Annotated in this window: 13 protein-coding genes; 5 read left to right on the top strand and 8 right to left on the bottom strand. The window is 70.5% G+C overall.

All coding sequences use genetic code 11. The features are described from left to right. Positions 1 to 108: 108 nt before the first annotated feature. Positions 109 to 1,815, bottom strand: coding sequence for a glycerol-3-phosphate dehydrogenase/oxidase (locus tag ACIRC0_RS09170; protein WP_403613351.1), 1,707 nt, complete (start codon positions 1,813 to 1,815; stop codon positions 109 to 111). Positions 1,816 to 2,078: 263 nt separating this feature from the next. On the opposite strand from ACIRC0_RS09170, the gene ACIRC0_RS09165 reads away from it, so the two are divergent. Next, a complete protein-coding gene (locus tag ACIRC0_RS09165) occupies positions 2,079 to 3,287 on the top strand; it encodes a nucleotide sugar dehydrogenase (protein WP_403613349.1) in 1,209 nt (402 codons plus the stop codon). Positions 3,288 to 3,814: 527 nt separating this feature from the next. On the opposite strand, the gene ACIRC0_RS09160 is transcribed toward ACIRC0_RS09165, so the two are convergent. The 4 genes from ACIRC0_RS09160 to ACIRC0_RS09145 all read right to left on the bottom strand — a co-directional run bounded on the left by ACIRC0_RS09160 (position 3,815) and on the right by ACIRC0_RS09145 (position 8,294). After that, the gene (locus tag ACIRC0_RS09160) at positions 3,815 to 4,939 is read right to left on the bottom strand and encodes a GuaB3 family IMP dehydrogenase-related protein (RefSeq protein ID WP_403613346.1); all 1,125 of its coding nucleotides are present in this window, start codon (positions 4,937 to 4,939) and stop codon (positions 3,815 to 3,817) included. Positions 4,940 to 5,077: 138 nt separating this feature from the next. Beyond that, on the bottom strand, positions 5,078 to 6,583 hold the full coding sequence (gene guaB / locus ACIRC0_RS09155; protein WP_403613343.1) for an IMP dehydrogenase: 1,506 nt from the start codon (positions 6,581 to 6,583) through the stop codon (positions 5,078 to 5,080). A gap of 230 nt (positions 6,584 to 6,813) precedes the next feature. Continuing rightward, complete coding sequence (locus ACIRC0_RS09150) at positions 6,814 to 7,389, bottom strand: sigma-70 family RNA polymerase sigma factor (RefSeq protein ID WP_055493219.1); 576 nt, start codon at positions 7,387 to 7,389, stop codon at positions 6,814 to 6,816. A gap of 293 nt (positions 7,390 to 7,682) precedes the next feature. After that, entirely contained in the window at positions 7,683 to 8,294 is a 612-nt protein-coding gene (locus tag ACIRC0_RS09145; RefSeq protein WP_003948568.1) for a response regulator transcription factor, read from the bottom strand. A 379-nt stretch (positions 8,295 to 8,673) separates the two neighbouring features. Here ACIRC0_RS09145 and ACIRC0_RS09140 point away from each other — a divergent pair, with 379 nt between their 5' ends. Beyond that, the gene (locus tag ACIRC0_RS09140; protein ID WP_388571457.1) at positions 8,674 to 9,012 is read left to right on the top strand and encodes a WhiB family transcriptional regulator; all 339 of its coding nucleotides are present in this window, start codon (positions 8,674 to 8,676) and stop codon (positions 9,010 to 9,012) included. Positions 9,013 to 9,288: 276 nt separating this feature from the next. Here ACIRC0_RS09140 and ACIRC0_RS09135 read toward each other — a convergent pair whose 3' ends face one another. Then, the gene (locus ACIRC0_RS09135; RefSeq protein WP_366024051.1) at positions 9,289 to 10,188 is read right to left on the bottom strand and encodes a LysR family transcriptional regulator; all 900 of its coding nucleotides are present in this window, start codon (positions 10,186 to 10,188) and stop codon (positions 9,289 to 9,291) included. A gap of 80 nt (positions 10,189 to 10,268) precedes the next feature. Here ACIRC0_RS09135 and ACIRC0_RS09130 point away from each other — a divergent pair, with 80 nt between their 5' ends. The 3 genes from ACIRC0_RS09130 (at position 10,269) to ACIRC0_RS09120 (ending at position 12,591) form a co-directional block, all read left to right on the top strand. Continuing rightward, positions 10,269 to 10,943 carry an MOSC domain-containing protein gene (locus tag ACIRC0_RS09130; protein ID WP_403613339.1) on the top strand — a complete coding sequence of 225 codons (675 nt, stop codon included), beginning with the start codon at positions 10,269 to 10,271 and terminating at the stop codon, positions 10,941 to 10,943. A gap of 90 nt (positions 10,944 to 11,033) precedes the next feature. Continuing rightward, positions 11,034 to 11,807 (top strand): SDR family NAD(P)-dependent oxidoreductase, encoded by a 774-nt coding sequence (locus ACIRC0_RS09125; protein WP_403613337.1) that lies wholly within the window; start codon positions 11,034 to 11,036, stop codon positions 11,805 to 11,807. 76 nt (positions 11,808 to 11,883) lie between these two features. Next, complete coding sequence (locus ACIRC0_RS09120; RefSeq protein ID WP_403613335.1) at positions 11,884 to 12,591, top strand: ester cyclase; 708 nt, start codon at positions 11,884 to 11,886, stop codon at positions 12,589 to 12,591. 80 nt (positions 12,592 to 12,671) lie between these two features. Here the strand turns inward: ACIRC0_RS09120 and groL are convergent, their stop codons facing one another. Together groL and groES are read right to left on the bottom strand one after the other, a co-directional pair. Further along, positions 12,672 to 14,297: a chaperonin GroEL gene (gene groL / locus ACIRC0_RS09115; RefSeq protein WP_403613332.1), complete on the bottom strand. Its 1,626-nt coding sequence runs from the start codon at positions 14,295 to 14,297 to the stop codon at positions 12,672 to 12,674. 118 nt (positions 14,298 to 14,415) lie between these two features. After that, on the bottom strand, positions 14,416 to 14,724 hold the full coding sequence (groES, locus tag ACIRC0_RS09110) for a co-chaperone GroES (protein ID WP_009190181.1): 309 nt from the start codon (positions 14,722 to 14,724) through the stop codon (positions 14,416 to 14,418). Positions 14,725 to 14,742: the final 18 nt, after the last annotated feature.

Genomic DNA, 14,742 nt, shown 5'->3' with positions numbered 1-14,742 from the left:
CGCCGGCGGTCCCCGCACAGTGCTTTGACGCGCCTTCAGGACGCAGGTGTCACCTCAGTCGTGCCCGCGGTGTCACCTCAGTCGTGCCCGCGCCCTTCCCAGCCCTTCCTACAAGGGCACTATGTCCGGCGCTCCCAGCCTCGCCGCGTCCGCCGTCAGGTCGTCGGGCTGGCGCTGGGACTCTCTCTCCGCCTGGACCCGCTTCTCGTAGTGCTCCACCTCGCGCTCGATCTGGTCGCCGTCCCAGCCGAGCACCGGCGCCATCAGTTCGGCCGCCTCCCGGGCGCTGCGCGCGCCGCGGTCGAACGTCTCGATCGAGATGCGGGTCCGCCGGGTCAGCACGTCGTCCAGGTGGCGCGCTCCCTCGTGCGACGCCGCGTAGACGACCTCCGCGCGCAGATAATCGTCGGCCGCGTGCAGCGGTTCGCCCAGTGACGGGTCGTCGGCGATCAGGTCGAGCACTTCCTCCGCCAGCGAGCCGTAGCGGTTCAGCAGGTGTTCCACCCGCACCACGTGCAGCCCGGTGCGCGCCGCCGTGCGGGCCCGCGCGTTCCACAGCGCGCGGTAGCCCTCGGCGCCCAGCAGCGGGACGTCCTCGGTGACGCAGTCGGCGACCCGCCGGTCCAGGGCGTGCACCGCCTCGTCGACGGCGTCCTTGGCCATCACCCGGTACGTCGTGTACTTGCCGCCCGCCACGACCACCAGGCCGGGCACCGGGTGCGCCACGGTGTGCTCGCGGGAGAGCTTGCTGGTCGCGTCCGACTCCCCGGCGAGCAGCGGCCGCAGGCCCGCGTACACGCCCTCCACGTCGTCGCGGGTGAGCGGCACCGACAGGACGGAGTTCACGTGCTCCAGCAGGTAGTCGATGTCCGCGCTGGAGGCCGCCGGGTGCGCCTTGTCGAGGCTCCAGTCGGTGTCGGTCGTCCCGATGATCCAGTGCCGGCCCCAGGGGATGACGAAGAGGACCGACTTCTCGGTCCGCAGGATCAGGCCCGTCGTGGAGTTGACCCGGTCCTTCGGCACGACCAGGTGGATGCCCTTCGACGCCCGCACGTGGAACTGGCCCCGCTCGCCCACCATCGCCTGGGTGTCGTCGGTCCACACCCCCGTCGCGTTGACGACCTGCTGGGCGCGGATCTCGTACTCCCCGCCGGCCTCCACGTCCTGCACCCTGGCGCCGACGACCCGCTCGCCCTCCCGTAGGAAGCCGGTCACCCGCGCACGGTTGGCGACTTTCGCGCCGTACCACGCGGCCGTGCGCACCAGCGTCGCGACGAAGCGGGCGTCGTCCATCTGTGCGTCGTAGTACTGCAACGCCCCGACCAGCGCGTCCTTCTTCAAGCAGGGAGCCACGCGCAGGGCGTGACGACGGCTCAGGTGACGGTGCAGCGGCAGGCCCCGGCCGTGGCCGCGGGCCATCGACATGGCGTCGTAGAGCGCGACGCCCGAGCCTGCGTACAGCCGCTCCCAGCCCTTGTGCTGGAGCGGATACAGGAACGGCACCGGCTTCACGAGGTGGGGCGCCAGGCGCTCCAGCAGCAGCCCGCGCTCTTTCAGCGCCTCGCGTACGAGGGCGAAGTCCAGCATCTCCAGATAGCGCAGGCCGCCGTGTATCAGCTTGCTGGACCTGCTCGAGGTGCCCGACGCCCAGTCACGCGCCTCGACTAGGCCGGTGGACAGACCACGGGTGACGGAGTCCAGCGCGACGCCCGCGCCGACCACACCGCCGCCCACGACCAGTACGTCCAGCTCGCGCTCGGCCATTCCCGCCAGTGACTCGGCGCGCTGCGCCGGCCCCAGTGCCGCTGTCCTCACCGCTGCCTCCCGCTCGGTCGCGCCGGCCGCACCCGTCAGTCAGGCGAAGCCCTGCTCCTTTCCCCCATGCCCAAAGTCTGACCGTGATGCCCGACTTCGGCCACCACGCGCCCGCGGCCTGTGGACAACACTCACGGAAACGCCATCAGTCAATACCGCAAATCGGTCATATTTACTCCTAGTCTGACATTGCGCTCGCTCGTTCTGTCCACAGCGCTTGCGCACCTCTCCCACCTCGGCTATTGGGAAGGACGGCCCACGCCATGCCCGCAGATCTCGCCGTCATCGGACTCGGTCATCTCGGCCTGCCCCTGGCCCAGGCCGCCGTCGCCGCCGACATCTCCACGCTCGGCTACCGGACCGGCCCCGAGGCCGGTTCCCTCACCGCCGCCGAACTGCGCCGGATGCTCGCGCGGGGCTTCCGCCCGACCGCCAACCCCGCCGAGCTCGGCCGCGTCCGCACCGCCGTCATCTGCGCCCCCGTCCCGCGCGGCGCCGACGGCGGGCTCGACCTCACCCAGGTGGAGGCGGCCGCCCGCACCCTCGCCGCGCGGCTGCGCCCGCACACCACCGTGATCCTGGAGTCACCGGTGCCGCCGGGCACCACGGAGGGGTTCCTGCGCCCGCTCCTCGAAAAGACCTCCGGGCTGCGCGCCGGACGCGACTTCCACCTCGCGTACTCACCGAGCCGCGTCGACCCCGGCAACCGCGACTTCCACGCCGCCAACACCCCCAAGGTCATCGGCGGCCTCACCCCCGCCTGCACCGAGTCGGCCGCCACCTTCTACGGGCGCCTCACCGACAAGGTGGTACGCGCGCGTGGACCCCGCGAGGCGGAGACCGTGCAGGTGCTGGAGACGAACTACCGGCAGGTCAACATCGCCCTGGTCAACGAGATGGCAGTGCTCTGCCACGACCTCGGCGTCGACCTGTGGGACGTCATCCGCTGCGCGGAGACCAAACCGTTCGGCTTCCAGGCCTTCCGCCCCGGCCCCGGCGTCGGCGGCCACTCCGTCGCCCAGGACCTGTCGGGCACGGCCGGGCGCACTCTGCGGATGGTCGAACTGGCCCAGCAGGTGAACGGCCGCATGCCCCAGTACGTAGTCCAGCGCGCCGCCACCCTCCTGAACGAGCACGGCAAGTCGGCCCGCGGCGCCCGCGTCCTGCTGCTCGGCGTGACGTACAAGCCGGACGTCGCCGACCTGCACGGCTCCCCCGCGCAGGAGGTCGCGCTACGGCTGATGGAACTGGGCGCGTCCATCAGCTACCACGACCCGTACGTCCCCGCGTGGAGCGTCCTCGACCGGCCGATCCCGCGTGCGGACTCCCTGTACGAGGCGGCGGCGGGGGCGGACCTGACGGTTCTGTTGCAGCAGCACCGGACGTACGACCTGCAGGGGCTCTCGGTGAAGGCGCAGTTGCTGCTGGACACGCGGGGGGCCACGCCTACGGGGGCGGCGCACCGGTTGTGAAGGGGGGCGCGTGGGTGCTCGAGCCCCTGGGGTCGGTGGCTCGGGGTTCTCGGCATCGATAGCGTACGAGCACGGAGCTCGTCGGCCCGGCGGCGGGCTTCCAGCCGGTAACGGGCGTCCGCGCCTGGTCTCACAGGGGCGGCCGCTCTTCTGGTGCCGTACCGGTGGACGAGTGGATCCGGTACCGCCCAAAAAGGTGGAGCCCACCGCAGAGGCCACTGCAGCGGGCTCCTGGCCGCTAGGCGGAGTGTCCACCCCTAGTTCCTATAGGGGTGGCCGCTCAGCGGCCGTGATCCGCAAGATCCACCTCCTCCGGAACTTCACCAGCCAGAGCCGGAAGGCCGCCAGCCGAGGCGAGCGTGTCTCCAGCCGAAGCCAGATGCGGTCCCAGCGAGTGGGCTTGCGGTGACGGCCCATGGGCGCGCCCCCGCCCCACAGCACGCGCCCCCACCTGCGGAGACGTCCAGGGCACACGAAGGGGCCCGGCCCACCCCGAAGGGTGAACCGGGCCCCTGAACGCCGTACGACTACCGCCGGTGCTGCGAGTCCGCCACCGTGACCTCGACCCGCTGGAACTCCTTCAGCTCGCTGTACCCGGTCGTGGACATCGCCCGCCGCAGCGCCCCGAAGAAGTTCATCGAGCCGTCCGGCGTGTGCGACGGGCCCGTGAGGACCTCCTCGATGGTGCCGACCGTGCCGAGGTCGACCTTCTTGCCGCGCGGCAGCTCCTCGTTCACGGCCTCCATGCCCCAGTGGTGGCCCTTGCCCGGGGCGTCGGTCGCACGCGCGAGCGGCGAACCCATCATCACCGCGTCCGCGCCGCAGGCGATCGCCTTGGGCAGGTCACCGGACCAGCCGACGCCGCCGTCCGCGATCACGTGCACGTACCGACCGCCGGACTCGTCCATGTAGTCGCGGCGGGCCGCCGCCACGTCCGCGACCGCCGTCGCCATGGGCACCTGGATGCCCAGCACGTTGCGCGTGGTGTGGGCCGCGCCGCCGCCGAAGCCCACGAGCACGCCCGCGGCACCCGTGCGCATCAGGTGCAGGGCCGCCGTGTACGTGGCGCAGCCGCCGACGATCACCGGGACGTCGAGCTCGTAGATGAACTGCTTCAGGTTCAGCGGCTCGTGCGAGCCGGAGACGTGCTCCGCGGACACCGTCGTACCGCGGATGACGAAGATGTCCACGCCCGCGTCGACGACCGCCTTGGAGAACTGCGCCGTGCGCTGCGGGGAGAGCGCGGCCGCGGTGACCACGCCCGAGTCGCGCACCTCCTTGATGCGCGCGCCGATCAGCTCCTCCTTGATGGGGGCCGCGTAGATCTCCTGCAGGTGCCGGGTCGCGGTCTCGGCCGGCAGCTCGGCGATCTCGTCGAGGAGCGGCTGCGGGTCCTCGTACCGCGTCCACAGGCCCTCGAGGTTCAGCACGCCGAGGCCGCCGAGCTCGCCGATGCGGATCGCGGTGGCCGGGGAGACGACGGAGTCCATGGGGGCGGCCAGGAACGGCAGCTCGAAGCGGTAGGCGTCGATCTGCCAGGCGATCGAGACCTCCTTCGGGTCCCGCGTACGGCGGCTGGGGACGACGGCGATGTCGTCGAAGGCGTACGCCCGGCGGCCGCGCTTGCCGCGCCCGATCTCGATCTCAGTCACGTCTGTGGCCTTTCCCTGATGCGTTTCAGCGTCTTCCAGTATCGCCGACGGCTGCGACGGCGGCCCTCCGCAGGTACGGCGAGGGCGGCCCCGGAGTCCGGGGCCGCCCTCTGCACGACCTTCACGCGTGCGCGTGCGTCACTTCTGGGCGCTGTAGTTCGGCGCCTCGACCGTCATCTGGATGTCGTGCGGGTGGCTCTCCTTCAGGCCCGCCGAGGTGATGCGCACGAAGCGGCCCTTGGACTCCATCTCCGCGATGGTGGCGGCGCCCACGTAGCCCATGGTCTGGCGCAGACCGCCCACGAGCTGGTGCAGCACGTTGGACAGCGGGCCGCGGTAGGGCACCTGGCCCTCGACGCCCTCGGGCACGAGCTTGTCGTCGGAGGAGACCTCGGCCTGGAAGTAGCGGTCCTTGGAGTACGACTTGCCCTGGCCGCGGGACTGCATGGCACCGAGCGAGCCCATGCCGCGGTACGACTTGAACTGCTTGCCGTTGATGAACAGCAGCTCGCCCGGCGACTCCTCGCAGCCCGCCAGAAGGCTGCCGAGCATCACGGTGTCGGCACCGGCGGCGAGCGCCTTGCCGATGTCGCCGGAGTACTGCAGACCGCCGTCGCCGATCAGCGGGATGCCCGCCGGGCGGGCGGCGAGGGAGGCCTCGTAGATGGCGGTGACCTGCGGGACACCGATGCCGGCGACCACACGGGTCGTACAGATCGAGCCCGGGCCCACGCCCACCTTGATGCCGTCGACGCCGGCGTCGATCAGGGCCTGGGCGCCGTCACGGGTGGCGACGTTGCCGCCGATCACGTCGACGTGCACGCTCGACTTGATCTTCGACATCCAGCTGAGGGCGTTGCTGTTGTGGCCGTGCGAGGTGTCGACGACCAGGAAGTCCACCCCGGCCTCGGCGAGGGCCTGGGCGCGCTCGAGCGCCTCGGGGCTGGCGCCCACGGCGGCACCGACGAGCAGGCGGCCCTCGGCGTCCTTGGCGGCGTTGGGGTACTTCTCGGCCTTGACGAAGTCCTTGACCGTGATGAGGCCCTTGAGCAGACCGGCGTCGTCGACCAGGGGAAGCTTCTCGATCTTGTGGCGGCGCAGCAGTTCCATGGCGTCGGTGCCGGAGATGCCGACCTTGCCGGTGACCAGCGGCATCGGCGTCATGACCTCGCGCACCTGCCGGGAGCGGTCGGTCTCGAAGGCCATGTCGCGGTTGGTGACGATACCCAGCAGCTTGCCCGCCGGGTCGGTGACCGGGACGCCGCTGATGCGGAACTTGGCGCACAGGGCGTCCGCCTCGGCGAGCGTCGCCTCGGGGTGCACGGTGATGGGGTCGGTGACCATGCCGGACTCGGACCGCTTGACCAGGTCGACCTGGTTGACCTGGTCCTCGATGGAGAGGTTGCGGTGCAGCACGCCGACGCCGCCCAGGCGGGCCATCGCGATCGCCATGCGGGACTCGGTCACCTTGTCCATCGCCGCCGACAGCAGCGGGATGTTCACCCGGACGTTGCGGGAGATGCGGGACGAGGTGTCGACCGCGTTCGGGAGCACCTCGGACGCTCCCGGCAGCAGCAGCACGTCGTCGTAGGTCAGCCCGAGTGTCGCGAATTTCTCGGGCACTCCGTCGACGTTTGCAGTCATGACACCTTCCCCAAATGGCCTTGATCGGTGCGGATGTCCATGCTAACGGGAAGCATGGGGCTCTCATTCCACGGTTGAGGGTGCTGGTCGGCTTCGTATGTTCGTACGGAGTCCGTGAGTCGCCTGTTCATGCAGGCCTCGTAGGCCTCCGTCCCCATGGGCTGAACCGGGTCGGCACCCCCGGATTACGCCGTCGTGGCTGATCGCCGTCACGGCGGGGAGGCGTGCCGCTACTGTTCAGCGAGCGCCCGCAACCTGCTCAGCGCCCGGTGTTGCGCCACCCTCACCGCTCCCGGTGACATTCCCAACATCTGACCCGTTTCTTCCGCCGTCAAGCCCACGGCGATGCGGAGCAGGAGCAGCTCGCGCTGGTTCTCCGGGAGGTTGGCGAGGAGTTTCTTGGCCCACTCCGCGTCGCTGCTGAGCAGGGCGCGCTCCTCGGGGCCCAGAGAGTCGTCCGGTCGTTCGGGCATCTCGTCCGAGGGGACCGCCGTCGAGCCGGGGTGACGCATCGCCGCACGCTGCAGGTCCGCGACCTTGTGCGCGGCGATCGCGAAGACGAACGCCTCGAAGGGGCGCCCGGTGTCCTTGTAGCGCGGCAGGGCGAGCAGCACCGCGACGCAGACCTCCTGGGCCAGGTCCTCGACGAAGTGCCGGGCGTCGCCGGGCAGCCGGGACAGTCGCGTACGGCAGTAGCGCAGCGCCAGGGGGTGGACGCGGGCGAGCAGATCGTGGGTCGCCTGCTCGTCGCCGTCGACGGCGCGATGGACGAGTGCACCGATCAGCGTTGTCTCGTCGTCGCGCATCGGTCCATGGTGCCTCGGCGTCGTCCGGTCCGTGGCACCGCGTCCGTAGTTGTGCACCGAAGCGTTATGAGCAGGTGCGCCGGAACTCATCTCCTGCGCCCTCCCCTCCCGCTCGATCGACTCGTCCCCGAGGAACTCCACACCCTCAAGGATGCGGCATCCGCGACGAAACGAGCAGCGGGCATCCGGCGGGCCCCTTCGCCAGGCGGTTCCAGGGAGGAGCTTCCCTGAGGTCGCCGTGCCCCGCCCGCCCTGCGGCAGGCGGGGATCTGCGCACCCCCGCGGTGATCCACTTAGCGGACCAGGCCCCACCGGAAGCCGAGCGCCACCGCGTGTGCGCGGTCGGACGCGCCGAGCTTCTTGAACAGACGCCGGGCGTGCGTCTTCACGGTGTCCTCGGAGAGGAACAGCTCGCGGCCGATCTCCGCGTTGGAACGGCCGTGGCTCATGCCCTCCAGCACCTGGATCTCCCGTGCGGTGAGCGTGGGCGCGGCACCCATCTCGGCCGAGCGCAGCCGCCTGGGCGCGAGCCGCCAGGTCGGGTCGGCGAGCGCCTGCGTGACGGTCGCGCGCAGCTCCGCGCGCGAGGCGTCCTTGTGGAGATAGCCGCGCGCGCCGGCGGCGACCGCGAGCGCCACCCCGTCCAGGTCCTCCGCGACGGTGAGCATGATGATGCGCGCACCGGGGTCGGCGGACAGCAGTCGCCGCACGGTCTCGACGCCGCCCAGACCGGGCATGCGTACGTCCATCAGAATCAGGTCCGAACGGTCGGCCCCCCAGCGGCGGAGGACTTCCTCGCCGTTGGCCGCCGTCGTCACGCGCTCGACACCGGGCACGGTCGCCACCGCGCGGCGGAGCGCCTCTCGGGCAAGCGGGGAGTCGTCGCAGACGAGGACGGATGTCATGACCGCCCTCCGCAGCTGATGCGCGTCACCTTGAGCCTCCAGGCTGGTACGAATCGTCACCTGTGCGGTCGACGCCCTCGGACGCCTGCCCGAGCGCTTGTTGTTTCAACCGCCTCCGCACTCTCAACGATGGTCACTCGAAAGAGTTACGGTGCAGCAAGCCATCTTCGGCACTGTACGTGAGGGCGCGGACACGGTGCAGACACGCGCAGCGTAACCCCCAACTTTCATCACAACCTATGCCCCATTTAGCCGCTTTTCTTCCCGTTAGCTGGTGTCTGGGGCTAGATTCGCAATGAGTCATATTTTCATCTCATAAGATCGTCGATGTACGGTCGACAACACATATCCGCCCAGAACGGCAACAAGGGGACACGCAATGGCAGATTTCTCCCGCCTTCCCGGTCCGAACGCGGATCTGTGGGACTGGCAGCTCCATGCGGCCTGCCGTGGGGTCGACAGTTCGCTCTTCTTCCATCCGGAGGGTGAACGCGGTGCGGCCCGGAGTGCTCGCGAGAACTCGGCCAAAGAGGTCTGCATGAGGTGCCCCGTCCGCGCCGAGTGCGCGGCCCACGCCCTGGCGGTGCGCGAGCCGTACGGGGTCTGGGGAGGGCTGACCGAGGACGAGCGTGAGGAGCTCATGGGGCGGGCGCGGAACCGGCTGGTACCGGCCTCGACGACCGGTGGCGGCCACGGCCACGCCGCCTCGAACAACTGAAGGAACGTTTCTTCGCACACGGGCACGCGCATGTGCCCGGCTTTGGGGCGTTCTACCGCCCCGAGGGGGCTGTTCAGGGGGCAGGCACCGCCCGCGAGGGGGCCATTTCACGGGGTCGGGCCGTCGAGGGGGATGTTTCGGGGGCCGTTCAGGGGGATATGTCGGGGGCCGTTCCGCACACCCTTCAGGGCGCCGCCACCTCTCTTCGAGAACCCGTTGCAGCTGCCGCCACCCCCCGAGAACCCGCCGCCGGACGAGAGTCCCGCCGCAGATCCCCTATCGCACGGCCGCTCGCGCCAGCTCCCCCAGTGTCGCCGCCACCGCCGGCACCTGGGCCAGGTCCGGCAGCGTGAGGGCGACGATCTCCCGCCGTACCGCCGGTTCCAGCGCGACCGGGCGCACGCCCCTCGGACGTACGGACTCGACCGCCAGCCCGGGCAGGACGGCCACGCCGAGGCCGGCGCCGACCAGGCCGACCACCGCCGGATAGTCGTCCGTCGCGAAGTCGATGCGCGGCGTGAATCCGGCGCTCTCGCAGACCTGCACCAGCTGTCCCCGGCAGCGCGGACAGCCCGCGATCCACGGTTCCCCCGCGAGTTCGCCGATGGCGACCGACTCCGCGCGCGCCAGCCGGTGCCCCTCGGGGACGAGCCCGACGAGCCGGTCGGTCAGCAGCGGCCGTACGACCAGGTCGTCCCACTCCTCGACGCCGGCCTCCGCGCCCTCGTAGCGGAAGGCCAGCGCGATGTCGCAGTCACCGGCGCGCAGCTTCTCCACAGACTGGGGCGGCTCGGCCTCCTCCAGGGAGACTCGGGTGCCCGGGTGCGCGGCGCGCAGGGCGGCGAGCGCGGTCGGGACCAGTGTGGAGCTGCCGCTCGGGAAGGAGACGAGACGGACACGGCCGGCCCTCAGGCCCGCGATGGCGGCGACCTCCTCCTCGGCGGCGGTCAGCCCGGCCAGGATGCCCGCCGCGTGCCGTACCAGTGCCTCGCCCGCCTCCGTCAGGCGCATCTCGCGGCCGCTGCGCACCAGCAGGGGCGTGCCGACGGACGCCTCCAGGGCCTTCATCTGCTGGCTGACGGCGGGCTGGGTGCAGCCCAGCTCGCGCCCCGCCGCCGAGAAGGAGCCGGTGGCGGCGACGGCGCGCAGCACACGGAGATGTCGAGCCTCGATCACGCTGTGAGCATAAGCGAACCTTGGATAGGGGCGCGAATAATGCGTCGACCCTTTGACCGCGGGTCCCTTACCGTGCGGGCATGAAGCTTCTGTCTCTGAACGTGGGCCGGCCCGTGGCCGTCGACTACACCGACCAGCCGGAGGGTCTGACCGGCATCGACAAGCGGCCGGTGGACGGGCCCGTGCGGGTGACCGCGCCGGGGCCGAAGGGGACCGGCGCGAGCGGGCTGGCCGGGGACGCGGTGTGCGACCTGCGGCACCACGGCGGTGACGACCAGGCGGTGTACGCCTTCGCCCGGGAGGACCTCGACGGCTGGGAGCGTGAGCTGGGCCGGTCGCTGCCGAGCGGCTCGTTCGGCGAGAACCTCACCACTGAGGGGCTCGACGTGGCCGGCGCGCGGATCGGCGAGCGCTGGCGGATCGGGGCGGAGCTGGTCCTGGAGGTGACCTGCGGGCGGATTCCGTGCCGCACCTTCCAGGAGCACCTGGGCGAGCGCGGCTGGGTGAAGCGGTTCACGCACAGGGGCGCGCCGGGCGCCTATCTGCGCGTGATCGAGCCGGGTGAGATACGGGCCGGCGACCCCATCGCCGTCGTGCACCGGCCCGGCCACGACGTCACCGTCGCTCTGCAGTTCCGGGCGGTGACCACGGAACGGCACCTGCTGCCGCGCCTGTTGGCGGCGGGCGACGCGCTGCACCCGGAGAGCGTGACGGCGGCACGGGAGTACGCGCGCAAGTACGCGGGACGGAACTAGCCTCAAGGCGCATGAACGTTGGCGGCGCAACCGGTGAAATGCCCGGTCCACCAGGCGGACTCGCCGACTCCGGGTCACTATCGTTGGGTCATGACAACGGCTCTGATTACGGGATCGACCGCGGGCATCGGTGCCGCGTTCGCACGGCGGCTGGCCGCCGACGGCCATGACCTCGTCCTGGTGGCGCGCGACACCAAGCGGCTGCGGGAGCAGGCGACCGAGCTGCACGACCGGCACGGCATCGAGGCCGAGGTGCTGACGGCGGACCTGGCGACCGACGGGGGCATCGAGACGGTGGCCAGGCGCCTGTCCGACCTCAAGAACCCGGTCGACCTGCTCGTGAACAACGCGGGCTTCGGCAACAAGGGCCGTTACCTCGACGTGTCGATGGCCGACGAGCTGCGGATGCTCAAGGTGCACTGCGAGGCGGTGCTGCGGCTGACGAGCGCGGCGGCGGAGTCGATGCGGCGGCGCGGTCGCGGCGGGATCGTCAACGTGGCCTCGGTCGCGGCGTTCGTGCCGCGCGGCACGTACGGGGCGTCGAAGGCGTGGGTCGTGCAGTTCACGCAGGGCGCGGCGAAGGACCTGGCCGGGTCGGGCGTACGGCTGATGGCGCTGTGCCCGGGCTTCGTCCGCACCGAGTTCCACCAGCGGGCCGGGATGGGCACGGACAACATCCCGAACTGGATGTGGCTGGACGCGGACAAGCTGGTCGCCACCGCGCTCGCCGACCTGGCCCGCGGCAAGACGCTGTCGATCCCGGACCCTCGGTACAAGGTGCTGATGGGCATGGTGAAGGTGACGCCGCGCGCGCTGCTGGGCGGGATCAGCTCGCGGACGGGGCGCAAGTACGGGCCGCAGTAGCACGGGTGACGCCGCCCCTCGGGTGGGAAAATGGGGCGTATCTGCGTCAGGACCCAGGGGGGCCGGAGGCGGCGTCATGACATTCGTGCAGCTCATCGACTGCAAGACCAGCCGGTTCGACGAGATGAACCGGATCATGGACAGATGGGTCGAGAAGACCAGGGGCAGGCGGACGGCGACCCACGACGTGATCGGCAGGGACCGGTCCGACGCCTCGCACTTCATCGAGATCGTGGAGTTCCCCTCCTACGAGGAGGCGATGCGGAACTCCAACCTCCCGGAGACCGACCAGGTCTTCCGCGACATGGTCGCCCTGTGCGACGAGATGCCCACCTTCGTCGATCTGGAGGTGGTGCGGGACGAGCAGCTGTACACGGATGCGGTGCGGCGCCTGTTCGACACGCTGGCGACGGCGGGCGAACTGCCACCGCTGAACGACCTGATCGCGGAGGGCTGCCACAGCCACGACCCCGTCAACCCGCAGGACACCATCGGCCTGGACGCCATCCGGCGCGAGTACCGGATGTGGCGGGACGCCTTCGACTTCACCTTCACGATCGAGGACCTGATCGAGCAGGGCGACCGGGTGTGCGCGCGGTGGACCTGGGACGCCACGCACAAGGGCGAGTTCCTGGGCATCCCGTCCACCGGCAGGAAGGTCAGCATGTCCGGCATGACCCTCTTCCGCTTCGGTGAGGACGCGAAGATCGCCGAGACCTGGTGGCAGCACGACCAGCTGGGTCTGATGGAGCAGCTGGGGGCGCTGGACGAGCTGGAGCAGTAGGGCGGTGGAACGACGCGGGTGCAGCGGGAAGGCCCGGCACCCCCTCGGGGTGCCGGGCCTTCTGCGACGTGGGACGTACGTCAGTGGGAGTGACCGTGGCCGTGGCCGGCCGCGGCGGGCTCCTCCTCTTCCTTCTTCTCGACGACCAGGGTCTCGGTCGTCAGGAGCAGGGAGGCGATGGAGGCGGCGTTCTCCAGGGCGGAGCGGGTGACCTTGACCGGGTCGATGACGCCGGCCTTGATCAGGTCGCCGTACTCGCCGGTGGCGGCGTTGTAGCCGTTGCCCTTCTCCAGCTCGGCGACCTTGGAGGCGATGACGTAGCCCTCCAGGCCCGCGTTCTCGGCGATCCAGCGCAGCGGCTCGACGACCGCGCGGCGCACGATGGCGACACCGGTGGCCTCGTCGCCCTCCTTGCCGAGGCCGTCGGCCAGCACCTTGGAGGCGTGGACGAGGGCGGAGCCACCACCGGAGACGATGCCCTCCTCGACCGCGGCGCGGGTCGCGGAGATGGCGTCCTCCAGGCGGTGCTTCTTCTCCTTCAGCTCCACCTCGGTGGCGGCGCCGACCTTGATCACGCACACGCCGCCGGCCAGCTTCGCGAGGCGCTCCTGGAGCTTCTCGCGGTCCCAGTCGGAGTCCGTGGTCTCGATCTCGGCCTTGATCTGGTTGACGCGACCCGCGACGTCCTCGGACTTGCCGGCGCCGTCGACGATCGTGGTGTCGTCCTTGGTGACGGTGACGCGGCGGGCGGAGCCCAGCACGTCCAGGCCGACCTGGTCGAGCTTGAGGCCGACCTCCTCGGAGACGACCGTGGCGCCGGTGAGGACCGCCATGTCCTGCAGCATCGCCTTGCGGCGGTCACCGAAGCCGGGGGCCTTGACGGCGACCGCGTTGAAGGTGCCGCGGATCTTGTTGACGACCAGGGTGGACAGGGCCTCGCCCTCGAGGTCCTCGGCGATGATCAGCAGCGGCTTGGAGGAGCCTGCCTGGATGACCTTCTCCAGCAGCGGCAGCAGGTCCGCGATGGCGGAGATCTTGCCCTGGTTGATGAGGATGTACGGGTCGTCGAGGACGGCCTCCATGCGCTCCTGGTCCGTCACGAAGTACGGCGACAGGTAGCCCTTGTCGAAGGCCATGCCCTCGGTGAAGTCCAGCTCCAGACCGAAGGTGTTGGACTCCTCGACGGTGATGACACCGTCCTTGCCGACCTTGTCCATCGCCTCGGCGATCAGCTCGCCGACCTGCTGGTCCTGGGCGGACAGCGCGGCGACGGCGGCGATGTCGGACTTCTCCTCGATCGGGCGCGCGGTGGCCAGCAGGTCGTCGGAGACGGCCTTGACGGCGGCGTCGATGCCCTTCTTCAGGGCGGCCGGGGAGGCGCCCGCGGCGACGTTCCGCAGGCCCTCGCGCACCAGCGCCTGGGCGAGCACGGTGGCGGTGGTGGTGCCGTCACCCGCGATGTCGTTGGTCTTGGTCGCCACCTCCTTGACCAGCTGGGCGCCGAGGTTCTCGTACGGGTCCTCGATCTCCACCTCACGGGCGATGGTGACGCCGTCGTTGGTGATGGTGGGGGCGCCGAACTTCTTGTCGATGACGACGTTGCGGCCCTTGGGGCCGATGGTCACCTTGACCGTGTCGGCCAGCTTGTTGACGCCGCGCTCGAGGGCGCGACGGGCGTCCTCGTCGAACTTCAGGATCTTCGCCATGGCAGCGGGAGCCCTCTCGGAAATCTGGATGAACGAAACTGCGCCCCGGGCGCCCGGCTTCTCTTAACGGTCGCGGGGGCCAGGGGCGCAGCTCAAAGCAGGAGTGCTTCGGGGTGAACTACTTCTCGATGATCGCGAGCACGTCGCGGGCCGAGAGAACGAGGTACTCCTCGTTGTTGTACTTCACCTCGGTGCCGCCGTACTTGCTGTAGAGCACGACGTCGCCGACCTTGACGTCGAGCGGAAGGCGGTTGCCGTCCTCGAAGCGGCCCGGGCCCACGGCCAGGACGACGCCCTCCTGGGGCTTCTCCTTGGCGGTGTCCGGAATGACCAGGCCAGAGGCCGTGGTCTGCTCGGCGTCCAGCGGCTGGACCACGATGCGGTCCTCGAGCGGCTTGATGGCAACCTTGGAGCTGGCGGTCGTCACGATCCGACCTCCCCCTTC

Source organism: Streptomyces sp. NPDC093984 (genome assembly GCF_044764595.1).
In the GTDB taxonomy this organism is placed as follows: Bacteria; Actinomycetota; Actinomycetes; order Streptomycetales; family Streptomycetaceae; genus Streptomyces; species Streptomyces cynarae.
This window is presented reverse-complemented; position numbering and strand designations above follow the sequence as displayed.

What these genes read in the sequence shown, in the direction of transcription:
- ACIRC0_RS09165 (WP_403613349.1), top strand. Translation starts at nt 2,079, where the DNA reads ATGCCCGCAGATCTCGCCGTCATCGGACTCGGTCATCTCGGCCTGCCC.
- guaB (WP_403613343.1), bottom strand. Translation starts at nt 6,583, where the DNA reads ATGACTGCAAACGTCGACGGAGTGCCCGAGAAATTCGCGACACTCGGG.
- ACIRC0_RS09150 (WP_055493219.1), bottom strand. Translation starts at nt 7,389, where the DNA reads ATGCGCGACGACGAGACAACGCTGATCGGTGCACTCGTCCATCGCGCC.
- ACIRC0_RS09145 (WP_003948568.1), bottom strand. Translation starts at nt 8,294, where the DNA reads ATGACATCCGTCCTCGTCTGCGACGACTCCCCGCTTGCCCGAGAGGCG.
- ACIRC0_RS09140 (WP_388571457.1), top strand. Translation starts at nt 8,674, where the DNA reads ATGGCAGATTTCTCCCGCCTTCCCGGTCCGAACGCGGATCTGTGGGAC.
- ACIRC0_RS09130 (WP_403613339.1), top strand. Translation starts at nt 10,269, where the DNA reads ATGAAGCTTCTGTCTCTGAACGTGGGCCGGCCCGTGGCCGTCGACTAC.
- ACIRC0_RS09125 (WP_403613337.1), top strand. Translation starts at nt 11,034, where the DNA reads ATGACAACGGCTCTGATTACGGGATCGACCGCGGGCATCGGTGCCGCG.
- ACIRC0_RS09120 (WP_403613335.1), top strand. Translation starts at nt 11,884, where the DNA reads ATGACATTCGTGCAGCTCATCGACTGCAAGACCAGCCGGTTCGACGAG.
- groL (WP_403613332.1), bottom strand. Translation starts at nt 14,297, where the DNA reads ATGGCGAAGATCCTGAAGTTCGACGAGGACGCCCGTCGCGCCCTCGAG.